Genomic DNA, 18603 nt, shown 5'->3' with positions numbered 1-18603 from the left:
GCTCAGGTCTTGCGCGGCGCGCCCACTTCGTACACGCGCAGATCACGCTCGCCAATGCCCAGGCCGGGCCAGGCGGCACGCCAGGCTGCGATATGGGCGGAAGCAAAATGCGCATCGAGCGCGGCCTGGTCCTGCCACAGCTCCTTCACATGGATCAGGCCCGGCACCAGCACATCCTCGGCATAGCGTATTCCAGGCAGCCCGGCTCGGCACGCGAGGCCTGCACCATGGCCCGCATGGCGGGCTTCGCGCGTTCCAGGTTCTCGGCAGGCAGGCGCACGGTTCCGACGATCAGCAGCATGGGATGGGTCCTTCTGGAATGAAGCGCCTGCCGGCCACCGGCAGGCAGGCTCCCATGCTAGCGGCCGGGCAGCCCGCCCACGGTGTGGCAAATGCAAATATCCTGCACCCCATGGCGCCGAAACCACCAGGCGCACGAGGTACCAGCAGCATCAACGGACACCATGGCGCCAGGAACGGAATCCGGTCCCGCGCGGGCCGCTGCCCCGCCTATCCGGGCATGCGGCCCGCGCGCATGCCGGCCGCCATCTGCGCCAGCACGCGGGGCAATTCGGCCACGCTGCGCACCACATGGTGCGCACCGGCGTTCTTCAACCGGGCTTGGGCAGCGGCTACGCGGTCCTCGACCTCCTGCTGCGGCGCCTTGGCGAATTCCTCGGGCGAATAGCCGACCTCGTTGCCCGACAGGCTCAGGCCCACGGTCCACATGCCGGCATTGCGGCCCTCCGCGATACCGGGCACGGTGTCGTCCACCTTCACGCAGGCGCGCACGTCGCCAATGCCCAGCGCCAGCACATTGGCCAGCGCCATGAAGGGACCGGGACGTCCGCCGGCGGGCAGCTCGTCGCCGGCCACCACATGGTCGGGCGCAATGCCTGCCGCCGCAGCCCGGGGCAGCAGCTGGTCCAGCACTTCGCGCGGGTAGCCGGAGCACGATCCCACTTTCAGGCCGTTGGCGCGCAGCCACTGCAGCGTTTCCACGGCACCGGCAATGGGTGCGGAAAACTCGCCCACCTTGGCGATCTGCATGGGCATGAAGCGCGCGTAGATGGCGTCCACGTCGGCATCGGCCGGCGCGCGGCCAAAGACCTGCTGCCATTGCGCGGCAATGCTCTCTTCCTTCAGCAGCTGATGGATATGGTCCCACTTGGACAGGCCCATGGGTCCGCGCGCCTGTGCCAGCGTGATGGTGATGCCGAAGGTGGCAAAGGCCTCCACGAAGATCTGCGTGGGCGCCAGCGAGCCGAAGTCCACCAGCGTGCCAGCCCAGTCGAAGATGACGGCTTGCAGGGGTGACAGGCGGGCGGAAGTGGTATCGAACGAGGTCATGGCAATGCGGATGGGTTGCATGGAAAGCCGCGCCCTGGGTACGCGTCCCTCCACAGGTTTCAACAGTCGAATCATGCTCTGGCGCCCACGCATCCAGCGCAGGAAGCTCCTTTATCCATAGCTGCCGCGACGCTGTGCAATGCGCCATGCACTGTTCTCCATGCTAGGGACGACATATTTCTGTCATGTGAAAGATCCACAATGGATTGCGTCAGCTTCCATAGTCAATGGCTTGAGATTCCGCCAGCGGCCTCCCGTCTTTTTTCCGCATGAGCACTTCCCGCTACCGGGCCTTCGTCGCCGTGGCCCACCACGGCAGCCTGAGCGCAGGGGCGCGGGCACTGGGCCTGAGCCAGCCCACGGTTTCCACGCAGATCGCGGCGCTGGAGCAGCAAAGCCGCGTGGAGCTGTTCCACCGCCGCGGCTACCGCATGTCGCTGACCCAGGCGGGCACCCGGCTGCTGCCGCTTGCGCAGAAGCTGCTATCCCTCGAATCGGAAGCCGCCTTCTTCCTGCGTGACGCGGGCGAGCTCAACCAGGGCGAGCTGCAGATCGGCGCCGTGGGGCCGTTCCATGTGATCGAGATGGTTGCCGCCTACCGTGCCCGCCATCCGGGCATGAAGCTGTCGATCCGCATGGGCAATTCCCAGCAGGTGCTGCAGGACCTGGAGAACTACAGCACCGATGTCGCCGTGCTGGCCGGCCTGCACGACAAGCCCGGGCTGCTGGCGCGCGAGTATGCCTGCCATCCCATCATCCTGTTCGCTCATGTGGACCACCCGTTCGCGCGCCGTGCCAGCGTGGCGCTGCAGGAGCTGCATGGCCAGCCGCTGATCCTGCGCGAACAGGGATCCACCACGCGTTCGGCTCTGGAGGCCGTGCTCGCGGCCGCCCACGTTCAGCCCGTGACCACGCTGGAAATCGGCAGCCGCGAGGCGATACGCGAGGCCGTGGCACGCGGCCTGGGCCTGGGCGTGGTCTGCGAGGCCGAGTTCGTGCCCGACCCGCGCTTTCGCCCCGTGCGCATCGCGGGCGATCCGGCCAGCACCACCACCTATGTGTATTGCATGCGCGAGCGCGGCGACAGCCTGCTGGTTCGCTCGTTCATGGACGCCTTGCAGGAGCGTGTCGGCGATCCGAGGATCTAGAACAGGCTGCGCTGGGCCTGCAGCAGCGACGGATGGTACTGGCTGCAGTCCAGCTGCACGCGCTCCCGGTTCAGGCCCAGCCGGCGGCAGGCCAGGGCAAAGCGCTGGGCCAGCATGTCGGACCAGAGGCCCGTGCCTTTCATGCGCTGGCCGAAGCGGCTCTGGTAGCTTCTGCCCTGCGCCCTGTCCTGCGCGTCCATGCCGTGCAGATCGCGTACGCGCTCCATCACGCGTGCGGCGCGGTCGGGATAGTGCAGCTGCAGCCACTGCTCGAACAGCGGCGCCACTTCCCAGGGCAGGCGCAGCACGGTGTAGAACGCCTGGCGCGCGCCGGCCTCGGCAGCGGCAGCCAGCACCTGTTCCATATCGTCGTTGAGGAACGGGATCTGCGGCGCCAGACTCACGCCTACGGGAATACCGGCCTGGGCCAGCGTTCGCACGGTGCGCAATCGCCGATGGGGCGCGGCCGCGCGCGGCTCCAGCCGGCGCGCCAGCTCGGGCTGCAAGGTGGTGATGGTGACATACACGGCCACCAGCCCTTGCCTGGCCAGCGGCGCCAGCAGGTCCAGGTCGCGCTCGACGCCGCTGCCCTTGGTGACGATGGAAAACGGATGCCGCGCCTCGGCCAGCACCTCGATCAGCCGGCGCGTGAGCCCGACCTCGCGCTCTATGGGCTGGTAGCAGTCGGTGACCGAGCCCAGCATGACGGGTGCCGCCACATGGCTGGGGCGCGAGAGTTCCGTGCGCAGCAGCTGGGGCAGGTTTTCCTTGGCGATCAGCCGGGTCTCGAAATCCAGGCCCGGCGAATAGCCCAGGTAGCTGTGCGTGGGCCGGGCGTAGCAGTAGATGCAGCCGTGCTCGCACCCCCTGTAGGGATTGAGCCCGAAATGGAAGGGGAGATCGGGCGAATCATGGCGGCTCAGCGCCGAGCGGGCCTGCTCCCATTCCAGCGTGGTCTGCAGCGCTGCCAGCGCCTCTTCGCTGCCTGCCTCCTCCCAGCCGTCGTCGAAGGCCTCCCGGGCATCCCGGGCAAAACGGTGCGCGATGAAACTGGCCGAGCCCCTGCCCTTGAGCGCCTGCAAGGGCTGGAGCAGACGCACGGGCTCGCCCTGCCCTTCGTCCGGCAAGCACTCGGCATGGCGCCCTGGGCGAGCGGATGAATATGGGCTTTGCATGATTCAACTGTATATAAATACAGTTGAATCTGCAAACACTGCCGCGCCAACCATGGCAAACATTTTTGCGGCCACGTACCGAATTCCACGCCAGCGCCCACCGGTCAAGCGAAGCCAGCTCACTTAACTAGAGCAAAACCGCCAAAATGGCAAGCAATCCGCACTGGCGCCGTGCGAGAAGCCTTGGCTTTCATGGCCGCTGCCCACACAATGGCTGCAATGCACCAACTTGGTGCTTTTCAAATGCCTTGGCCCGGACAACCCCGTTGCCCGGGCTTTTTTCCGTTGGCGCAAGCTGTTTTCTCCGCGCCCGCAGGATCACACCACCTTGCAAGGGAGTCACATCATGGAGCGCAAGCCCCACATCACTTTGTCGTCCTTGGATCTGGAGCGCATCGAAGCCCTGCTGGAAAAGCAGGCCGGCAGTTTTCCGGGCCGCGCCGCGCTGGAGGCCGAGCTGGACCGCGCCGACGTGCTGGAACCGGCGGAAATTCCGGCCAATCTGGTGACCATGAACTCCACCGTGCGCTTCACGCTGCTGGAGTCCGGCAAGACCAACACGCTGACCCTGGTCTACCCCAAGGACATGGACGGCAGTCCCGACAAGGTGTCCGTGTTCGCACCGGTGGGCATTGCGCTGCTGGGCCTGTCGGTGGGCGACCAGTTCCAGATGCCCAGCCCCACGGGCCAGGTCACGGTGCGCGTGGACGGCATCGACTTCCAGCCCGAGAGCGCCGGCGAGCTGCACCGCTGAAGGCCTGCACCCCGCCTCTCAACAAAAAAAGCAGCTTTGAAAGCTGCTTTTTTTGTGCATCAGGCAACAAGCCTGCGCCTTCAGCGCAAGCCTGCCACCACGGCCGTCAGCAGGCCCGCGCCGATCAGGCCGGCCTGCCAGCGCAGCGCCTCGTGCCAGGACGGCACATGGCGCTCGATCTTCTGGTAGAGCAGGTAGCCGGCCGCAATCGACAGCACGAATGCCGACACCATGCCGACCAGCGCAGCGGGAATCGAGGTCGGCCAGAAATGGCTTTCCACGGCATTGACCAGCAGGCAGACCGAAAAATGGATCAGGAACACCGAATAGGAAATCTGGCCCAGGCGGCGCAGCAGCGCCAGCCCCGGCCACCGGGCGAGCGCCGGGGTGCGCATGGCGACGATGAGCAGCAGCGCCGTGGCGCCGGCCAGCGCAATGCGATCGCGCCACTCCAGCACCAGCGCCGAGATCACCAGGGCCGCGATCAGCATGGCCCAGCTCCAGGCCGTGGAACGCCTGTCGGCCTGCACGGCCCAGAAGGCCATCATGCCCAGGCCGTAGGCACCGAAGAAGTACACGGCCCAGACGTCCCAGTCGGCATCGCGATTGAAGCCGTACAGCGATGCGGCCACGCCCAGCACCACCAGGGCCTGCGCGCCCGTCAGCGCCCAGGGCCACCAGGCGGCAACGGCCTGCCGGCCCCAGCGCCGGGATGCGGCCCTGCCGGCCCAGCGCACGCCGGCCAGCAGCAAGGTGCTCAGCGCAAACAGCTGGAAATCGATGGACACATACCAGACGCCGGCCGACAGCGATTCCTCGCCTACGATGTTCTGCAGCAGCAGTGCATGGGCCAGCAGCTGCCACAGGCCGGGATCGGCCGAGACCGATTCGTGGTCGAACCAGGGACGGATGGCGGCGGAAACGATGATGGTCACCACCAGGGCCACCGCATAGGGCACGACCAAGCGCACAAAGCGCTTGCCGATCTTGGGAAAAGGCGCATCGAACTTGGCCGACCCCATGGGTGCCAAGCTGGCGGCGGCCAGATAGCCGCCCAGCACCAGGAAGACCTGCACGGCCATGCGCGCATATTCATAGAGCCAGTCCAGCACTTCGGGCATGGCGGGGTGGGCCACATCGGACATAGGGCCGTAGAAAGCCAGGTGGTGCCAGACGATGGCCGCGCAGGCCAGGCCCTTGGTGCAGTCGATCAGCGCACTGCGGGACGCGGAGGAGGTTGAACTGTTTGCCATGTAATCGTGGCCGCGGCGCCTGCAACAGCTCCAGCGGCAAGGCCGGACCCAGGATGCATGTCATGCCCGGCGGTAAAAATGCAGCAAGGACGCGATTTTGCGCCTATTGCCAACAATTTGCTGACGAGCATTAAACTTTTTGTAAATCAAACCGGCAGCCGGTGATTTCATTGCAACAGCGATCCACCCCTGGCCGGCAAGCCTGCGCTTGACGTGGCGCATCCGGCCGCGCCGCCGGGCAAAGGCACAATGGAGGCCATGACGCAAGCCAAACCACTTTCGGAGCTGAGCCGGCAGTTTGTTTCACATTTCGGGGAAATGGGCAGCCGCTGGGGCATCAACCGCACCGTAGGGCAGATCTACGCGCTGCTGTTCCTGTCGCCAGAGCCGCTCAATGCCGATCAGATTGCCGAGACGCTGGAGTTCTCGCGCTCCAATGTGAGCATGGGCCTCAAGGAATTGCAGGCATGGCGGCTGGTGCAGCTGCGCCATCAGCCCGGCGACCGGCGTGAATACTTCCAGGCACCGCAGGAAGTCTGGGAGATCTTCAAGCGGCTGGCCGAGGAGCGCCGCCGCCGCGAAATCGAGCCCACGCAATCCATGCTGCGCGCGGCCATGCTCGAAGAAGCGACCACCGACGAGGACCGCTATGCCCAGCAGCGCATGCGCGAGATGCACGAACTCATCGACCGGCTGATGAGCTGGTTCGACGACGTGCAGCGCCTCTCGCCCGAGACCGCCATGCAGCTCATGGGCATGGGCACGGCCGTCACGCGGCTGCTCGATCTCAAGGACAAGATCACGGGCGCCTCGCGCAGCAGGGAACCGCGAGAGCCCGCGGCCTCCTGAGCCATCCCGCCCCTTTTCCGCCGCGCCCCGCCAGAAGGCTTGCAGATGCAAGCCTTTTTTGTGCGCCGCGCACTTTTCCCCTCAGCTCGAAGGCTGCCCTGGCGCGGCGATCTGCGCGCGTACGGCCTGCAGCACGGCCTTGACGCGATGCGCATGCTCGCGCCCCATGCGCAGCAGAATCTTCTGCCCCGCCGACAGCGACTGCAGCTGGGGGTCGGCGAATTCGTAGCGCAGCCAGGGCTGCTGTGGCGCCACCTGGCCCTGCACCTGCACCAGTTTCAGGGCCAGCGGCCGGTCCGGTTCCGGCGTCTGCAGCAGATGGTCGATCACGGCGACCAGCCGGTCGTTGAACTGCCTGCCCGGATAGCCGAGTTCTTCGTAGCTGTGCTGCAGCACCGGGTAGATGCGCTTGTATAGTGCTGCAGCCTGCACCGGATCGATGCCGCTGACAAAGCCGACCACGGCGTCGTAGCGCGCGGCATTGTCCGGCGAGATCTGCAGGCCGGCGCCGGTCTCCTGCACGGCCAGGCGCCCGCCCACCGGGAACAGCGGCCACAGGCGCGAAGCGGCCTGGCTGCGCGGCAGGTTGTCGATGGTGGCAACGATGCGGCGCGAAAGCCCGTCCGTCGCCACGAAGCGCAGGCTGCGCTCCTTGCCCAGCCACTGCGTCACCGCATCCTCCAGCGCCGCATCGGCACCGGGAGCCAGCGGAGGATTGCCCTTGCTGTCGGCCTCGGGCTGCAGAGGATGGTGCTCTTCGCCGGGCTGCGCCGGCGCCGCCTTGTCGGTCGGTTGGGGCGGCGTCACTGCGGGAGATGCCGGCTCGGCCGAAGGCACAGCCGCAGGTGCCGGCGCCTGGGCACGATACACGTAGCGCCATGCGCCATAACCCGCCACGGCCACGAGCAGCACCAGCACGGCCGCCCTGCCCTTGCCCCCGCGTCTGCGCTCGCGCTGATATTGACGGGAAATGGGTTCCATGGACCCGTTTTCCTCTTCCATCGGTTTTCCTCCAGAAACAGCAGACGCCGCCTACCTTAAAGGCATTTGCCATGCGGGAGCGGCCATCTCCGGCGCGCACGGTTTCTTTGTTGCAACGCAATGCAACTGCAGCCGGCAAAAAGCCCGGCCTGCACAGGCAGGCCGGGCTTTCACATGGGAGCCGGAATCCGGTCAGGCGTCGGGCCCCGAACCGGTGCGCTGCAGGATGCGGCGGCGCGTTGCCTCGTCATCCATCAGTTCGAACCACATCGCGTTGAGCACCGCAAATGCCGCGGCCAGCGGCAGGCCCAGCAGCCAGGCGAAGTACCACATAGTTTTCTCCTTTCCCCGAATCAATACGAATGTCCCTGGCCCGTGGCAATGGCCACCGGATCCACCTTGCCGCGCAGCACCGAGTACACCCAGCTGGTGTAGGCCAGGATCAGCGGCAGGAAGATCAGCACGCACACCAGCATGATGAACAGCGTCACATGGCTGGAGGACGAATCCCAGACCGTCAGGCTGAAGCGCGGATCGATGGTCGAGGGCAGGATCATGGGGAACATGGCCGCGCCCACGGTGAGGATGATGCCGGCCACGGCCAGGCCGCTACCCAGCAGCGCCAGCCACTCGCGGCGCCCGCGCAGGCCCAGGGCCACGATCAGCGGCATGACCAGGCCCAGGCCCGGCACCAGCCACAGCAGCGGCTGGGCCTTGAAGTTGGCCATCCAGGCGCCGGCGGCCACCACGGCGGTCTTGTTCAGCGGGTTGGATGGGCCGGCCGGTTGGATCTCGCTGGTGATGGCATAGCCGTTGATGCCGGTGGCCAGCCAGATGCCGGCCACGGCGAACAGCAGCGTGGTTGCCACGGCGGCAATGCAGCCATAGCGCGCGGCGCGGGCCGAGACTTCGCCTTCCGTCTTGAATACCAGCCAGGCCGCGCCGTGCATGAGCAGCATGGACAGCGACACCAGCCCGCACAGCAGCGCGAACGGCGTCAGCAGGCCGAAGAACGAGCCCTCGTAGTAGATGCGCATGTCCTCGCCCAGGCGGAAGGGCACGCCCAGGATCACATTGCCCACGGCCACGCCGAACAGCAGCGCGGGTGCCAGGCCCGTGATGCACAGCACCCAGTCCCAGCGGTTGCGCCATGCCGCATCCTCGCGCTTGCTGCGGAACTTGAAGGCCACGGGACGCAGGATCAGCGGCACCAGCACGGCGAACATGGCCAGGTAAAAGCCCGAGAACGACACCGCGTACAGCTGGGGCCAGGCCGCGAAGATGGCGCCGCCGCCCAGGATCAGCCAGACCTGGTTGCCTTCCCAGACCGGGCCCACGGAGTTGATGACCACGCGGCGCTCCACATCGGTGCGGGCCGTGGCGCGCAGCAGGCCCATGGAGCCCAGGTCGAAACCGTCGGTCACGGCAAAGCCCACGAGCAGCACGCCCAGCAGCAGCCACCAGATGACGCGCAGCACGTCATATGCAATCAATTCATGCAGGATCATTTTTCGTACTCCTTGTCCGTCAGCCGCGGGCGCCGGCCAGCTTTTCGATCATGGGTTCGTAAAAGCTCAGGTGAGGCTCGCTCTCGTGCTCGGGCCCCTTGCGGATGGCGCGCAGCATGAGCTTCATCTCGATCAGCAGCAGCACGGTGTAGATCAGCACAAAGCCGATGATGGTCAGCAGCAGCGTGGTCGCGCCCAGGTTCGATACGGCCATGGCCGTGGGCAGCACGCCTTCGATGATCCATGGTTGGCGGCCCAGTTCGGCCACGATCCAGCCGCATTCGGCGGCAATCCAGGGCAAGGGGATGGACAGCACGGCCAGCTTGAGAAGCCACGGATAGGCGTCCAGCCGGTGGCGCACGGACAGCCAGAAGAAGGTGGCCGTCAGCACGATGAAGAACATGCCCAGCCCCACCATGATGCGGAAGGTCCAGAACAGCGGCCCCACAGGAGGCACGGTGTCCATGGCGGCCTGGCGGATCTGCGCATCGGTGGCCTTGCGCGGATCGTCCACGTAGCGCATCAGCAGCAGTGCATAGCCCAGGTTCGCGCCCTTGTCCTCGAAGCGCTGGCGCGCCTCGGCGGGAATCTGGGCTTCCGATTTGGCGGCACGTATGCTCTGCAGCGCGTCATAGGCATCGATGCCGCTGCGGATGTAGCCCTCGGCGTTCTGCACCAGCTGGTTGATGCCGGGAATCTCGGTCGTCAGCGAGCGCGTGCCGATCAGGCCCATGACCCAGGGAATATGCACGGCAAAGTGCGTCTCGCGCGCCTGGCGGTCGGGAAAGCCGAAGGCCGTGAACGAGGCCGGAGCCTTTTCGGTGTTCCACATAGCTTCGATCGACGCGAGCTTCATCTTCTGGTGCTCCGAAGACAGATAGCCGCTCTCGTCGCCCAGCACCACCACCGACAGCGAGGCGGCCAGGCCAAAGGAGGCGGCCACGGTCATCGAGCGCTTGGCCAGGTGCAGATGGCGCCCCTTGAGCACATACCAGGCCGAGACGCCGAGCACGAACAGCGAAGCCATCACATAGCCGGCCGACACCGTGTGCACGAACTTGGCCTGGGCCACGGGATTGGTGATGACGGCAAAGAAATCGGTCACCTCCATGCGCATGGTCTGCGGATTGAACGCAGCGCCCACGGGGTTCTGCATCCAGCCATTGGCCACCAGAATCCACAGCGCCGAGAAATTGGTGCCGATGGCCATAAGGCAGGTCACGACCAGGTGCTTGACCTTGCTCAGCCGGTCCCAGCCGAAGAAGAACAGGCCCACGAAGGTCGCTTCCAGGAAGAAGGCCATCAGTCCTTCGATGGCCAGCGGCGCACCGAAGATGTCGCCCACATAGTGGCTGTAGTAGCTCCAGTTCATGCCGAACTGGAACTCCATCACCACGCCCGTGGCCACGCCCATGGCGAAGTTGATGCCGAACAGCACGCCCCAGAACTTGGTCATGTCGCGCCAGATCGCCCGGCCCGTCATCACGTACACCGTCTCCATGATGGCGACGAGTATGGACAGGCCCAGCGTCAGCGGCACGAACAGGAAGTGGTAGAGCGCCGTTATCGCGAACTGCAGCCGCGACAAATCGACGATATCGAGGTCCATGACGAATTCCTTTCTCTTGGACTTTCAAACATTGATCTTCAATTCCCGGCATCGGGCCTCAGCCGCCCGATGGCTTCATCGAACTGCGGCGTACCGCGCAGCGCCTGGCCGCAGATGCGCCCGTTTTCGAGCCACAGCAACCGGTCCGCCAGCCGCGCCTCGCGCTGCCAGTGGGAAGCCAGCACCAGGGTGCGCCCCCGGGCCGCCACGGCCAGCCGCTGCAGCACATCGCCGGCCGTGGCCGCATCCAGCCCTTCTGTGGGCTCGTCCAGCAGCCAGCAACGGGCCGGATGCAGCAGCAGCCGCGCCAGCGCCAGCCGCCTTGCCTGCCCGCCCGACAGTCCCAGCCCCCCTTCGCCCAGCACCGTATCGAGCTCGTGCGGCATGGCACGGACATCCTGCGCCAGTCCGGCTGCCTCCAGCGCCTGCCACAGTACGTCGTCGCCCGCCTCGGGCGCGGCTAGGCGCAGGTTGCCGCGCAGGCTGTCCTGGAACAGCTCGGTGCGCTGCGTCATCCAGCAGCAGAAGCCGGCTGCGGCGCGTCCCGACACCAGAGGCAACTCGCCCGCGATCAGCGACAGCAGGCTGCTCTTGCCTGCACCGCTGCGGCCTATCAGTGCCACACGCTCGCCTTCGCGGATATGCAGATCCAGCGGCCCCAGAGCCGCCATCTGTCCCGGATGGGCCGCGGATGCGCTGTCGAGCTGCACTGCCAGCCCGGCCCCGGGCGTCGGCTGGCGCCCGGCCTGCGGCGGCCCCTCCTCCACTGCCGCCTTGCCGATGCGGCGCACCGCCAGCCAGGTGCGGCCGGCCTCCGCTGCACCGCGGCGCAGCGCGGCAAACGGCTCCATGGCCGAAAGCGCCAGCAAAATGCCCAGCGCGGCCACGGCCACGCCGATCTGTCCGCGCTCCACCAGACTGCCCATGGCCAGCAGCGCGGCGCTCAGGGTCAGCGCGCCGGCCACGCCATAGGCCTGCGCGGCGCGGGCTTCGGCACGATAGAGGCGGTCGTCGGCCGCCGCAGCGCGCGCATCGCAGGCCAGTACGGCAGCCACCTGGGCCGGCAGCTGCCCCGCCATCAGGAGTTCCGCCTGCCCGGCAGCAAGGTCGACGCTCTGCAGCCGCAGCGCCTCCAACGCCATGGCGCGGCGCACGGCCGCCTGGCGGGTGCGCAGCCCGTGCCACAGCGCAATGCCCCAGCCCGCCAGCAGCAGCCATGCCAATGCCAGCAGTCCCAGCCACCAGCGCATCAGGCCGAACGACAGCCCGGCCAATAGCGCGGCGCCAAGCGCCGCCATGCCGGGCACCAGCAGGCGCAGATACAGGCTGTCCAGCGCATCCACATCGCTGGTCAGCCGCTGCAGCAGGCGCGCGGGACGCAGCATCAGCAGGCGCGCCGCCTGGGGCCGGGACCAGTGGCGAAACAGCTTTTCGCGCAGCGCGGCCAGCACGGCCAGCGTGGCATCGTGCGTGACCAGGCGCTCCGCATAGCGTGCGCCGGTCCGGCCCACGGCGAGCAGGCGGATGCCTGCCGAGGGCATGAATACATCGAATACCAGGGCCGTGGCCGGCACCAGCCCGGCCAGCGCCGTGGCCGTGATGAACCAGCCGGACAGGCCCAGCAAGGCCATGCCCATGAGCACGGTCAGCGCCGCCAGCAACGCTCCTCCCAGCCAGAGCCTGCGCCCCGCCATGGCATCGAGCGCGCGCAGCAGGGTCCATGCCCCCTTGCCGGAGCGCGGATGGCGATCCAGGCCTTCACGCATCACGCAGTCCTTTCCTGCTGCACTGGCAAGGCCCCGGTAGGCCCGGCATCGCCCTGCAGCGGCAAATCGATGATGCGGCCCATGCGCCGCGCCAGTTGCGCATCATGGGTGGCCACGATCAGCGTACGATCCCCGGCGATGCGCAGCAGGGCTTCGGCGACCTGTGCTGCGGTGTCCGGATCCAGGTGCGCCGTCGGCTCGTCGACCAGCAGCAGCCCGGCCTGCCGGTTCACTGCCAGGCGCGCCAGCGCCAGGCGCACTACTTCCCCGCCCGACAATCCGCTGCCGCCCTCGCCCAGGCTCATGCCCACACGGGCCTGCAGCACGGCGCCCAGCGCCGCCTGCTCGCCAGCGGCCTGCACGTCTGCTGCGCTCACCTGTGCGCGGCCCAGCGCCACATTGCGTTGCACCGATCCGGCGAACACATGGGGCTGCTGGCCCATCCAGGCCATGCGAGCGCGCAGCGCGGGCGCATTCTCGGCATTCAGCGGCCGGCCATCGATCTCCACCCGGCCCTGCTGCACAGGCAGCAGGCCTGCCAGTTGCGCAAGCAGCAGCGATTTGCCGCTGCCGCTGGGACTCCACAGCGCCACATGCTCGCCCGCCTCGATGCGCAGGTTCAAAGGCGCCAGCCGCGACACGCTGCCCGGGGCCTGGACGCAAAGGTCGAAAGCCTCTACCGACACCGGGCCGGCATGCGCCCCATGCCCGTCTTCAGGGAGTGCCTTGAAGCTGCCGACCAGCGGCGTGGCCTGCCGGCACAGCATGTTCAGGGTCTTGAGTGCGGCCTCGCCTGCGGCGCGGTCATGCCAGACCGCCGAGAGGTCGCGCAGCGGCTCGAAGAAGGCGGGCGCCAGCAGCAGCACGAACAGCGCCTGCCCCAGCGTCAGCGTATGGCCCCAGGCACCGAACGGCAGCATGCCCAGCAGATGGAAACCCACATAGACCGCCACCATGGCCACGCCCAGCGCGGAAAACAGCTCCAGCACGGCCGAGGACAGAAAGGCGATGCGCAGCACGCGCATGGTGCGCCGGCGCAGCGACTCGGCATGGCTGCGCAGCCGCAGGGCCGAGGCATCCACTGCCCCCAGCGCCCGCAAGGTGCTCAGGCCCCGCAGGCGGTCCAGCAAGAAGGCGTTCATGCCGCCCATCTCCACCAGCTGTTCCTCGCTGGCGGCGCGGGCACGCCAGCCCACGATGGCCATGAACAGGGGAATCAACGGTGCCGCCAGCATCAGAATCAGTGCGGCAATCCAGCTCTGGCTGGCAACGGCCGCCACAAGGGCCAGCGGCACGATGCGCACGCGCCACATGGCGCTCTGGTAGCGCGCCAGCCAGGGCACCACGGCCTCGGCCTGTTCGGCCACCGCGCTGGCGGCCTGTCCCGAGGGGGGACGCGCCTTGTCCAGCGGCGAGGCCTGGGCCAGCGCCTGCAACACCTGGGCGCGCAACCGGCTCAGCGTGGCACGCGCGGCGCGCTGGGCCCGCAGCACGCCCTGCCCTTCACACCAGGCGCGCAGCACGCCCAGAACCAGCACGCCGGTCGCTGCCGTTGCCAGATGGCGCACGGGCCGGCCATTCGCCATCTGCTGCACGGCCCAGGCCAGCAGCGCGGCCTGGGGCAGCCAGAGCAATGCGGCGGCGAGCTGCAATGCAGCACCGGCTCGCAGGCCTCGTGCGTGAAGTCCAGCGGTTGCGAATTGAGATAGCTCTTTCATTTTTTAATTTTCAGTATTTACTGAAAACAAAGAAATACTACTCCATTTTGATCCTCATCATGGCAGGCCGTCCCCAAACCGCCTGTAGGATTCAGGCACGCTTGATCTCCATCAAACAACGCACATTTGCTGACAAATGATGCGAAAAATGAAAACGGCGCCCGAGGGCGCCGTCTGTCGGAAGGAAAAGCGGGCTCAGCCCAGCTGCAGCCGCTCGCGGGCCTGCCGGTACTCGCGCTTGAGGCGATCCACCAGGTCGGCCGTCGCAGTGACCTCGTTGATCGCGCCAATGCCCTGGCCGCAGCCCCAGATGTCCTTCCAGGCCTTCTTGGCATCGCCTCCGAAGTTCATCTTGCTGGGATCGGACACCGGCAGGTTCTCCGGGTCCAGGCCCGCAGCGCGGATCGAAGGCGCAAGGTAGTTGCCGTGCACCCCGGTGAACAGATTGCTGTAGACGATGTCGTCGGACGTGCTATCCACGATGGCTTGCTTGTAGCCGTCGACGGCGCGCGCCTCATGGGTGGCGATGAAGGCCGAGCCGATATAGGCGAAATCGGCACCCATGGCCTGGGCCGCCAGGATGGCGCCCCCCGAGGCGATGGAGCCCGACAGGGCCAGCGGACCGTCGAACCACTGGCGGATTTCCTGGATCAGCGCGAACGGGCTCTTCACGCCTGCATGGCCGCCCGCACCGGCCGCCACGGCGATCAGGCCATCGGCACCTTTCTCGACGGCCTTGTGCGCGAACTTGTTGTTGATGATGTCGTGCAGCACCACGCCGCCCCAGCTGTGCACAGCCTGGTTCACGTCCTCGCGCGCCCCCAGCGAAGTGATGACGATGGGCACCTTGTATTGGGCGCAGACCTGCATGTCGTGTTCCAGCCGGTCGTTGCTCTTGTGCACGATCTGGTTGATGGCGAACGGCGCCGAGGGCTGCTCGGGATGGGCCTTGTCCCAGGCGGCCAGGGTCTCGGTGATCTCGGCCAGCCAGTCCTCGAGTTGCGCGGCCGGACGTGCGTTGAGCGCCGGCATGGAGCCGACAATGCCGGCCTTGCACTGTTCGATCACCAGCTTGGGGTTGCTGATGATGAACAGCGGCGAACCGATGACCGGCAAAGCCAGCTTTTGCAGGGCAGTGGGAAGTTTGGACATGCAGAGTCTCCGTAACAGATTCTTATCAAAAAAGGGCTGCGACGCTTGCCTGCCAAGCGTCATTAGCTCTCATTTAGGAAGCAATTCCGAGTTCAGCTCTCGCGGGCTGCGGGCATAGCCATGGAACCGTCCCGCACCCAGTCTGGAGACGGCCCGCAAGGGCCGCCCCCTCCAAGGGGAAGGCGCGAAGCGGTTCAGAGGGTGCTCAGAACGCGTCCATGGGCAAGGCCATGACGCTGGCGCCCCCATCGACGATGGCGTCGCGCAGGCCCTGGGCCTGGGTCAGAATGTGCTCGGCATAGAACTGGGCCGTCACCATCTTGGCGCGCATGAAGGCTTCGTCCTGTCCCTTGCGCAACAGCTGTTGCGCCGCCAGCAGGGCGCGGCCCATCTGCCATCCCGCCACCAGATTGCCGGCCAGCATCAGGTAGGGAACGCTGCCCGCATACACGGCATTCGGATCGTTCCTGGACTGGGCCACCACGAAATCCACCACATCGAGGAATGCCTTGCGGGCCTGCTCCAGGCGGACGGCCACTACCTTGGCGGCCGCACTGCCGTCGGCGTGCAGCTCGCCTTCGGTCTTCTCGATCTGGGCGGCAATCGCCCTGGCTGTCTGGCCGCCGTCGCGGCCGGTCTTTCGGCCCACCAGGTCGTTGGCCTGGATGGCCGTCGTGCCTTCGTAGATGGTCAGGATCTTGGCGTCGCGGTAGTACTGTGCCGCGCCGGTTTCCTCGATGAATCCCATGCCGCCGTGCACCTGCACGCCCAGACTGGTGACTTCGAGGCTCATCTCGGTGCTGTAGCCCTTGACCAGCGGCACCATGAATTCATAGAAGGCCGCATTGGCCTCGCGCACCTGCGCATCGGCATGGTGGTGGGCGGCGTCGTAGGCCGCTGCGGCCACGCTGGCCATGGCGCGGCAGCCTTCGGTATAGGCGCGCATGGTCATGAGCATGCGGCGCACATCGGGGTGGTGGATGATGGTGGCGCTGGCCTTGACCGATCCGTCGACGGGACGGCTTTGCACGCGCTCCCTGGCGTACTGCACGGCATGCTGGTAGGAGCGCTCGGCCACCGCAATGCCCTGCATGCCCACCGCATAGCGGGCGGCGTTCATCATGATGAACATGTATTCGAGGCCGCGGTTTTCCTCGCCGACCAGATAGCCAGTGGCGCCGCCGTTGTCGCCGTACTGCAGCACGGCCGTGGGCGAGGCCTTGATGCCCATCTTGTGCTCGATGGAGACGCAGTGCACGTCGTTGCGCTCGCCCAGCGAGCCGTCCGCATTCACCAGGAACTTGGGCACCACGAACAGGCTGATGCCCTTGACGCCTTCCGGCGCCCCGGCCACACGCGCCAGCACCAGGTGCACGATGTTCTCGGCCATGTCGTGCTCGCCGTAGGTGATGAAGATCTTGGTGCCGAAGACCTTGTAGGTGCCGTCCGCCTGCGGCTCGGCCTTGGTGCGCACCAGCGCCAGGTCGGAGCCGGCCTGGGGCTCGGTCAGATTCATGGTGCCGGTCCACTGGCCCGAGATCAGCTTTTCCAGATACGTGGCCTTGAGCGCATCGCTGCCGGCCGTGAGCAGCGCCTCGATCGCGCCGTCGGTCAGCAGCGGGCACAGTGCAAAGCTCAGGTTGGCGCTGTTGAGCATTTCCACGCAGGCCGCGCCTATGGTCTTGGGCAGGCCCTGGCCGCCGAAATCCACCGGGTGCTGCAGGCCCTGCCAGCCGCCTTCGGCATATTGCCTGAAGGCTTCGGCAAAGCCGGGCGTGGTGGCGACCTTGCCGTCCCTGAATGACGAAGGGTTCACGTCGCCGGGCACGTTCAGCGGCGCCACCACGCCTTCGCACAGCTTGGCGCATTCCTCGAGAACGGCCTGAGCGGTTTCCAGGCCTGCCTCCTCGAAACCGGGAATCTGCGCTACCTGTTCAATCCGGGCCAGATGCTCCATGTTGAACAGCATGTCTTTGACGGGAGCCGAATAAGTCATTTTCAACGCTTTCTATCAATCGAGATTCACTGCGTCACACGCCCTGAGGCATTGACGATGGACAGGTCCACATACTTCGAACCGATCTGGGAGCCCGGGCGATAGCCGACCCAGTAGCCGCCCAGGTCGTAGGCGTCGATGCCGTGCAGGGCCGCCGCCACCTTCTCGGGCGAGACGGGCTGGCTGCGGCGCATGGCCTCGACGATGACCTTGGCATTCACATAGCCCTCCATCATGGCGAAGCTGACCGGCACCTCCAGCGACTTGCCGGCCGCGGCCGCCGCGTCGCGGAACTCCTTGTTCAGGCGCGCCGACACCTTGTAAGGGCTGGGCACGACCTGGGCGATGGACAGCCCGCTCATGTACTCCACCGGCAGGCGCTTGGCCAGCTGCTCGATGTCGGCCTCGGCGGTCGCATAGATCTGGGCCGTGCCGCCATCCATGCGATAGGCCTCCACGAAGGCCGCCGTCCCGGAGCTGGAGGCTACCACCAGCACCGCCTGGGGCGGCGTCTTGGACGACTGCAGCTGCTCCACCGTCTTGTCGATCGTGGTCTTGCCGCGCAGCATGGCCGAGGTCACCAGCTTGGCGCCGCTGGGCGTGATGGCCTTTTCCACCAGCGCCGTCAGCGCCTGGGCATCGGGCCGGTCCTCATAGACCAGCGCCAGGCGCGTGATGCCGACGGTTGCCAGGTGGGTGGAGATCTTGGCCATCTGCTCGGACAGGCCCGCACGCGTGCTGAAGATCTGGGGCGACGACAGCACGCGCGTGTCCGTGCTCTGGTAGCCGACGATGGCCAGCGGCGAATTCGCCAGCAGCTTGCTGTCGAGCAGCGCCGTCAGGTTGCGGTTGCCGAAATAGCCTGCGAGCACCACGGGCTTGGCCTCGGCCAGCAGGCGACGGGTCTTGGCCACGGTTTCATCGGGATGGCTGCCATCGTCTTCCACGACCAGTTCCACGGGCTGGCCCTGCACGCCACCGGCCTTGTTGACCTGGTCGAAATACAGTCGCATGCCCTGCGCATAGGCGCGCCCCTGAATGGCTTCGGCACCGGTCATGGGGCCGACCTGCCCCACGGTCCATCCTGCGGCATGCGCGAGAACGGCGGCACCGCTCCATGCCAGTGCCATGCCGATGCGCGCCACGCGCCAACCCTTGGTCTGCAAGCTTTTCGTCTTCATCTTGAATTCCCTCCCGAATGTCAGCCGGCACTATCAGGCCATTGCTGCTCCGGATTCATTGTTCATGTTCTGTCCAACCCGCCTCTGCGCCCGTATGGAAAAAGAGGGGCTGACAGCCCCTCTTTTGATATGCGCCAAATTACAAGGCCTTGACCAGCTCCGG

Annotated in this window: 17 protein-coding genes; 3 read left to right on the top strand and 14 right to left on the bottom strand. The window is 66.6% G+C overall.

Annotated features, from left to right (window positions below):
• Positions 1-2: 2 nt before the first annotated feature.
• From Cte04_RS22045 to phnX, 3 genes are all read right to left on the bottom strand, one after another.
• Entirely contained in the window at positions 3-167 is a 165-nt protein-coding gene (locus tag Cte04_RS22045; RefSeq protein ID WP_245633420.1) for a putative quinol monooxygenase, read from the bottom strand.
• Positions 155-301 carry a putative quinol monooxygenase gene (locus Cte04_RS22040; RefSeq protein WP_245633419.1) on the bottom strand — a complete coding sequence of 49 codons (147 nt, stop codon included), beginning with the start codon at positions 299-301 and terminating at the stop codon, positions 155-157. Before Cte04_RS22040 ends, Cte04_RS22045 begins: the two co-directional genes overlap by 13 nt.
• 209 nt (positions 302-510) lie before the next feature.
• A complete protein-coding gene (gene phnX, locus Cte04_RS17230) occupies positions 511-1371 on the bottom strand; it encodes a phosphonoacetaldehyde hydrolase (RefSeq protein ID WP_245633418.1) in 861 nt (286 codons plus the stop codon).
• 248 nt (positions 1372-1619) lie between these two features.
• Here phnX and Cte04_RS17225 point away from each other — a divergent pair, with 248 nt between their 5' ends.
• On the top strand, positions 1620-2498 hold the full coding sequence (locus tag Cte04_RS17225; protein ID WP_066481081.1) for a LysR substrate-binding domain-containing protein: 879 nt from the start codon (positions 1620-1622) through the stop codon (positions 2496-2498).
• Here Cte04_RS17225 and Cte04_RS17220 read toward each other — a convergent pair.
• Entirely contained in the window at positions 2495-3598 is a 1104-nt protein-coding gene (locus Cte04_RS17220; protein ID WP_066481329.1) for a PA0069 family radical SAM protein, read from the bottom strand. The two genes, Cte04_RS17225 and Cte04_RS17220, sit on opposite strands and share 4 nt — an antisense overlap.
• A 421-nt stretch (positions 3599-4019) precedes the next feature.
• Between Cte04_RS17220 and rnk the strand changes: the two genes are divergently transcribed.
• Positions 4020-4427: a nucleoside diphosphate kinase regulator gene (rnk, locus tag Cte04_RS17215; RefSeq protein WP_066481075.1), complete on the top strand. Its 408-nt coding sequence runs from the start codon at positions 4020-4022 to the stop codon at positions 4425-4427.
• 80 nt (positions 4428-4507) lie between these two features.
• Here rnk and Cte04_RS17210 read toward each other — a convergent pair whose 3' ends face one another.
• Complete coding sequence (locus tag Cte04_RS17210) at positions 4508-5680, bottom strand: acyltransferase family protein (RefSeq protein ID WP_066481071.1); 1173 nt, start codon at positions 5678-5680, stop codon at positions 4508-4510.
• Between the two features lie 249 nt (positions 5681-5929).
• Between Cte04_RS17210 and Cte04_RS17205 the strand changes: the two genes are divergently transcribed.
• Complete coding sequence (locus Cte04_RS17205; protein WP_066481327.1) at positions 5930-6529, top strand: GbsR/MarR family transcriptional regulator; 600 nt, start codon at positions 5930-5932, stop codon at positions 6527-6529.
• A gap of 81 nt (positions 6530-6610) precedes the next feature.
• Here Cte04_RS17205 and Cte04_RS17200 read toward each other — a convergent pair whose 3' ends face one another.
• The 9 genes from Cte04_RS17200 to Cte04_RS17160 all read right to left on the bottom strand — a co-directional run bounded on the left by Cte04_RS17200 (position 6611) and on the right by Cte04_RS17160 (position 18389).
• Positions 6611-7510, bottom strand: a complete 900-nt coding sequence (locus tag Cte04_RS17200; RefSeq protein WP_169798061.1) for a DUF3014 domain-containing protein — start codon at positions 7508-7510, stop codon at positions 6611-6613.
• A 192-nt stretch (positions 7511-7702) separates the two neighbouring features.
• On the bottom strand, positions 7703-7843 hold the full coding sequence (gene cydX / locus Cte04_RS17195; RefSeq protein ID WP_066481067.1) for a cytochrome bd-I oxidase subunit CydX: 141 nt from the start codon (positions 7841-7843) through the stop codon (positions 7703-7705).
• Between the two features lie 20 nt (positions 7844-7863).
• Positions 7864-9018 carry a cytochrome d ubiquinol oxidase subunit II gene (cydB, locus tag Cte04_RS17190; protein ID WP_066481064.1) on the bottom strand — a complete coding sequence of 385 codons (1155 nt, stop codon included), beginning with the start codon at positions 9016-9018 and terminating at the stop codon, positions 7864-7866.
• Positions 9019-9037: 19 nt separating this feature from the next.
• Positions 9038-10627 (bottom strand): cytochrome ubiquinol oxidase subunit I, encoded by a 1590-nt coding sequence (locus tag Cte04_RS17185; protein ID WP_066481062.1) that lies wholly within the window; start codon positions 10625-10627, stop codon positions 9038-9040.
• A gap of 38 nt (positions 10628-10665) precedes the next feature.
• A complete protein-coding gene (gene cydC / locus Cte04_RS17180; protein WP_066481060.1) occupies positions 10666-12393 on the bottom strand; it encodes a thiol reductant ABC exporter subunit CydC in 1728 nt (575 codons plus the stop codon).
• On the bottom strand, positions 12393-14111 hold the full coding sequence (cydD, locus tag Cte04_RS17175) for a thiol reductant ABC exporter subunit CydD (protein ID WP_083526715.1): 1719 nt from the start codon (positions 14109-14111) through the stop codon (positions 12393-12395). The genes cydC and cydD overlap by 1 nt, the downstream gene beginning before the upstream one ends.
• Before the next feature lie 195 nt (positions 14112-14306).
• A complete protein-coding gene (locus Cte04_RS17170; protein WP_066481047.1) occupies positions 14307-15263 on the bottom strand; it encodes an NAD(P)H-dependent flavin oxidoreductase in 957 nt (318 codons plus the stop codon).
• A gap of 205 nt (positions 15264-15468) precedes the next feature.
• Positions 15469-17259, bottom strand: coding sequence for an acyl-CoA dehydrogenase (locus Cte04_RS17165; protein ID WP_066481045.1), 1791 nt, complete (start codon positions 17257-17259; stop codon positions 15469-15471).
• Between the two features lie 26 nt (positions 17260-17285).
• A complete protein-coding gene (locus tag Cte04_RS17160; protein ID WP_370671036.1) occupies positions 17286-18389 on the bottom strand; it encodes an ABC transporter substrate-binding protein in 1104 nt (367 codons plus the stop codon).
• Between the last annotated feature and the right edge of the window lie 214 nt (positions 18390-18603).

The sequence above is a fragment of the Comamonas terrae genome (assembly GCF_001544075.1).
Lineage (GTDB): Bacteria > Pseudomonadota > Gammaproteobacteria > Burkholderiales > Burkholderiaceae_C > Comamonas > Comamonas terrae.
This window is presented reverse-complemented; position numbering and strand designations above follow the sequence as displayed.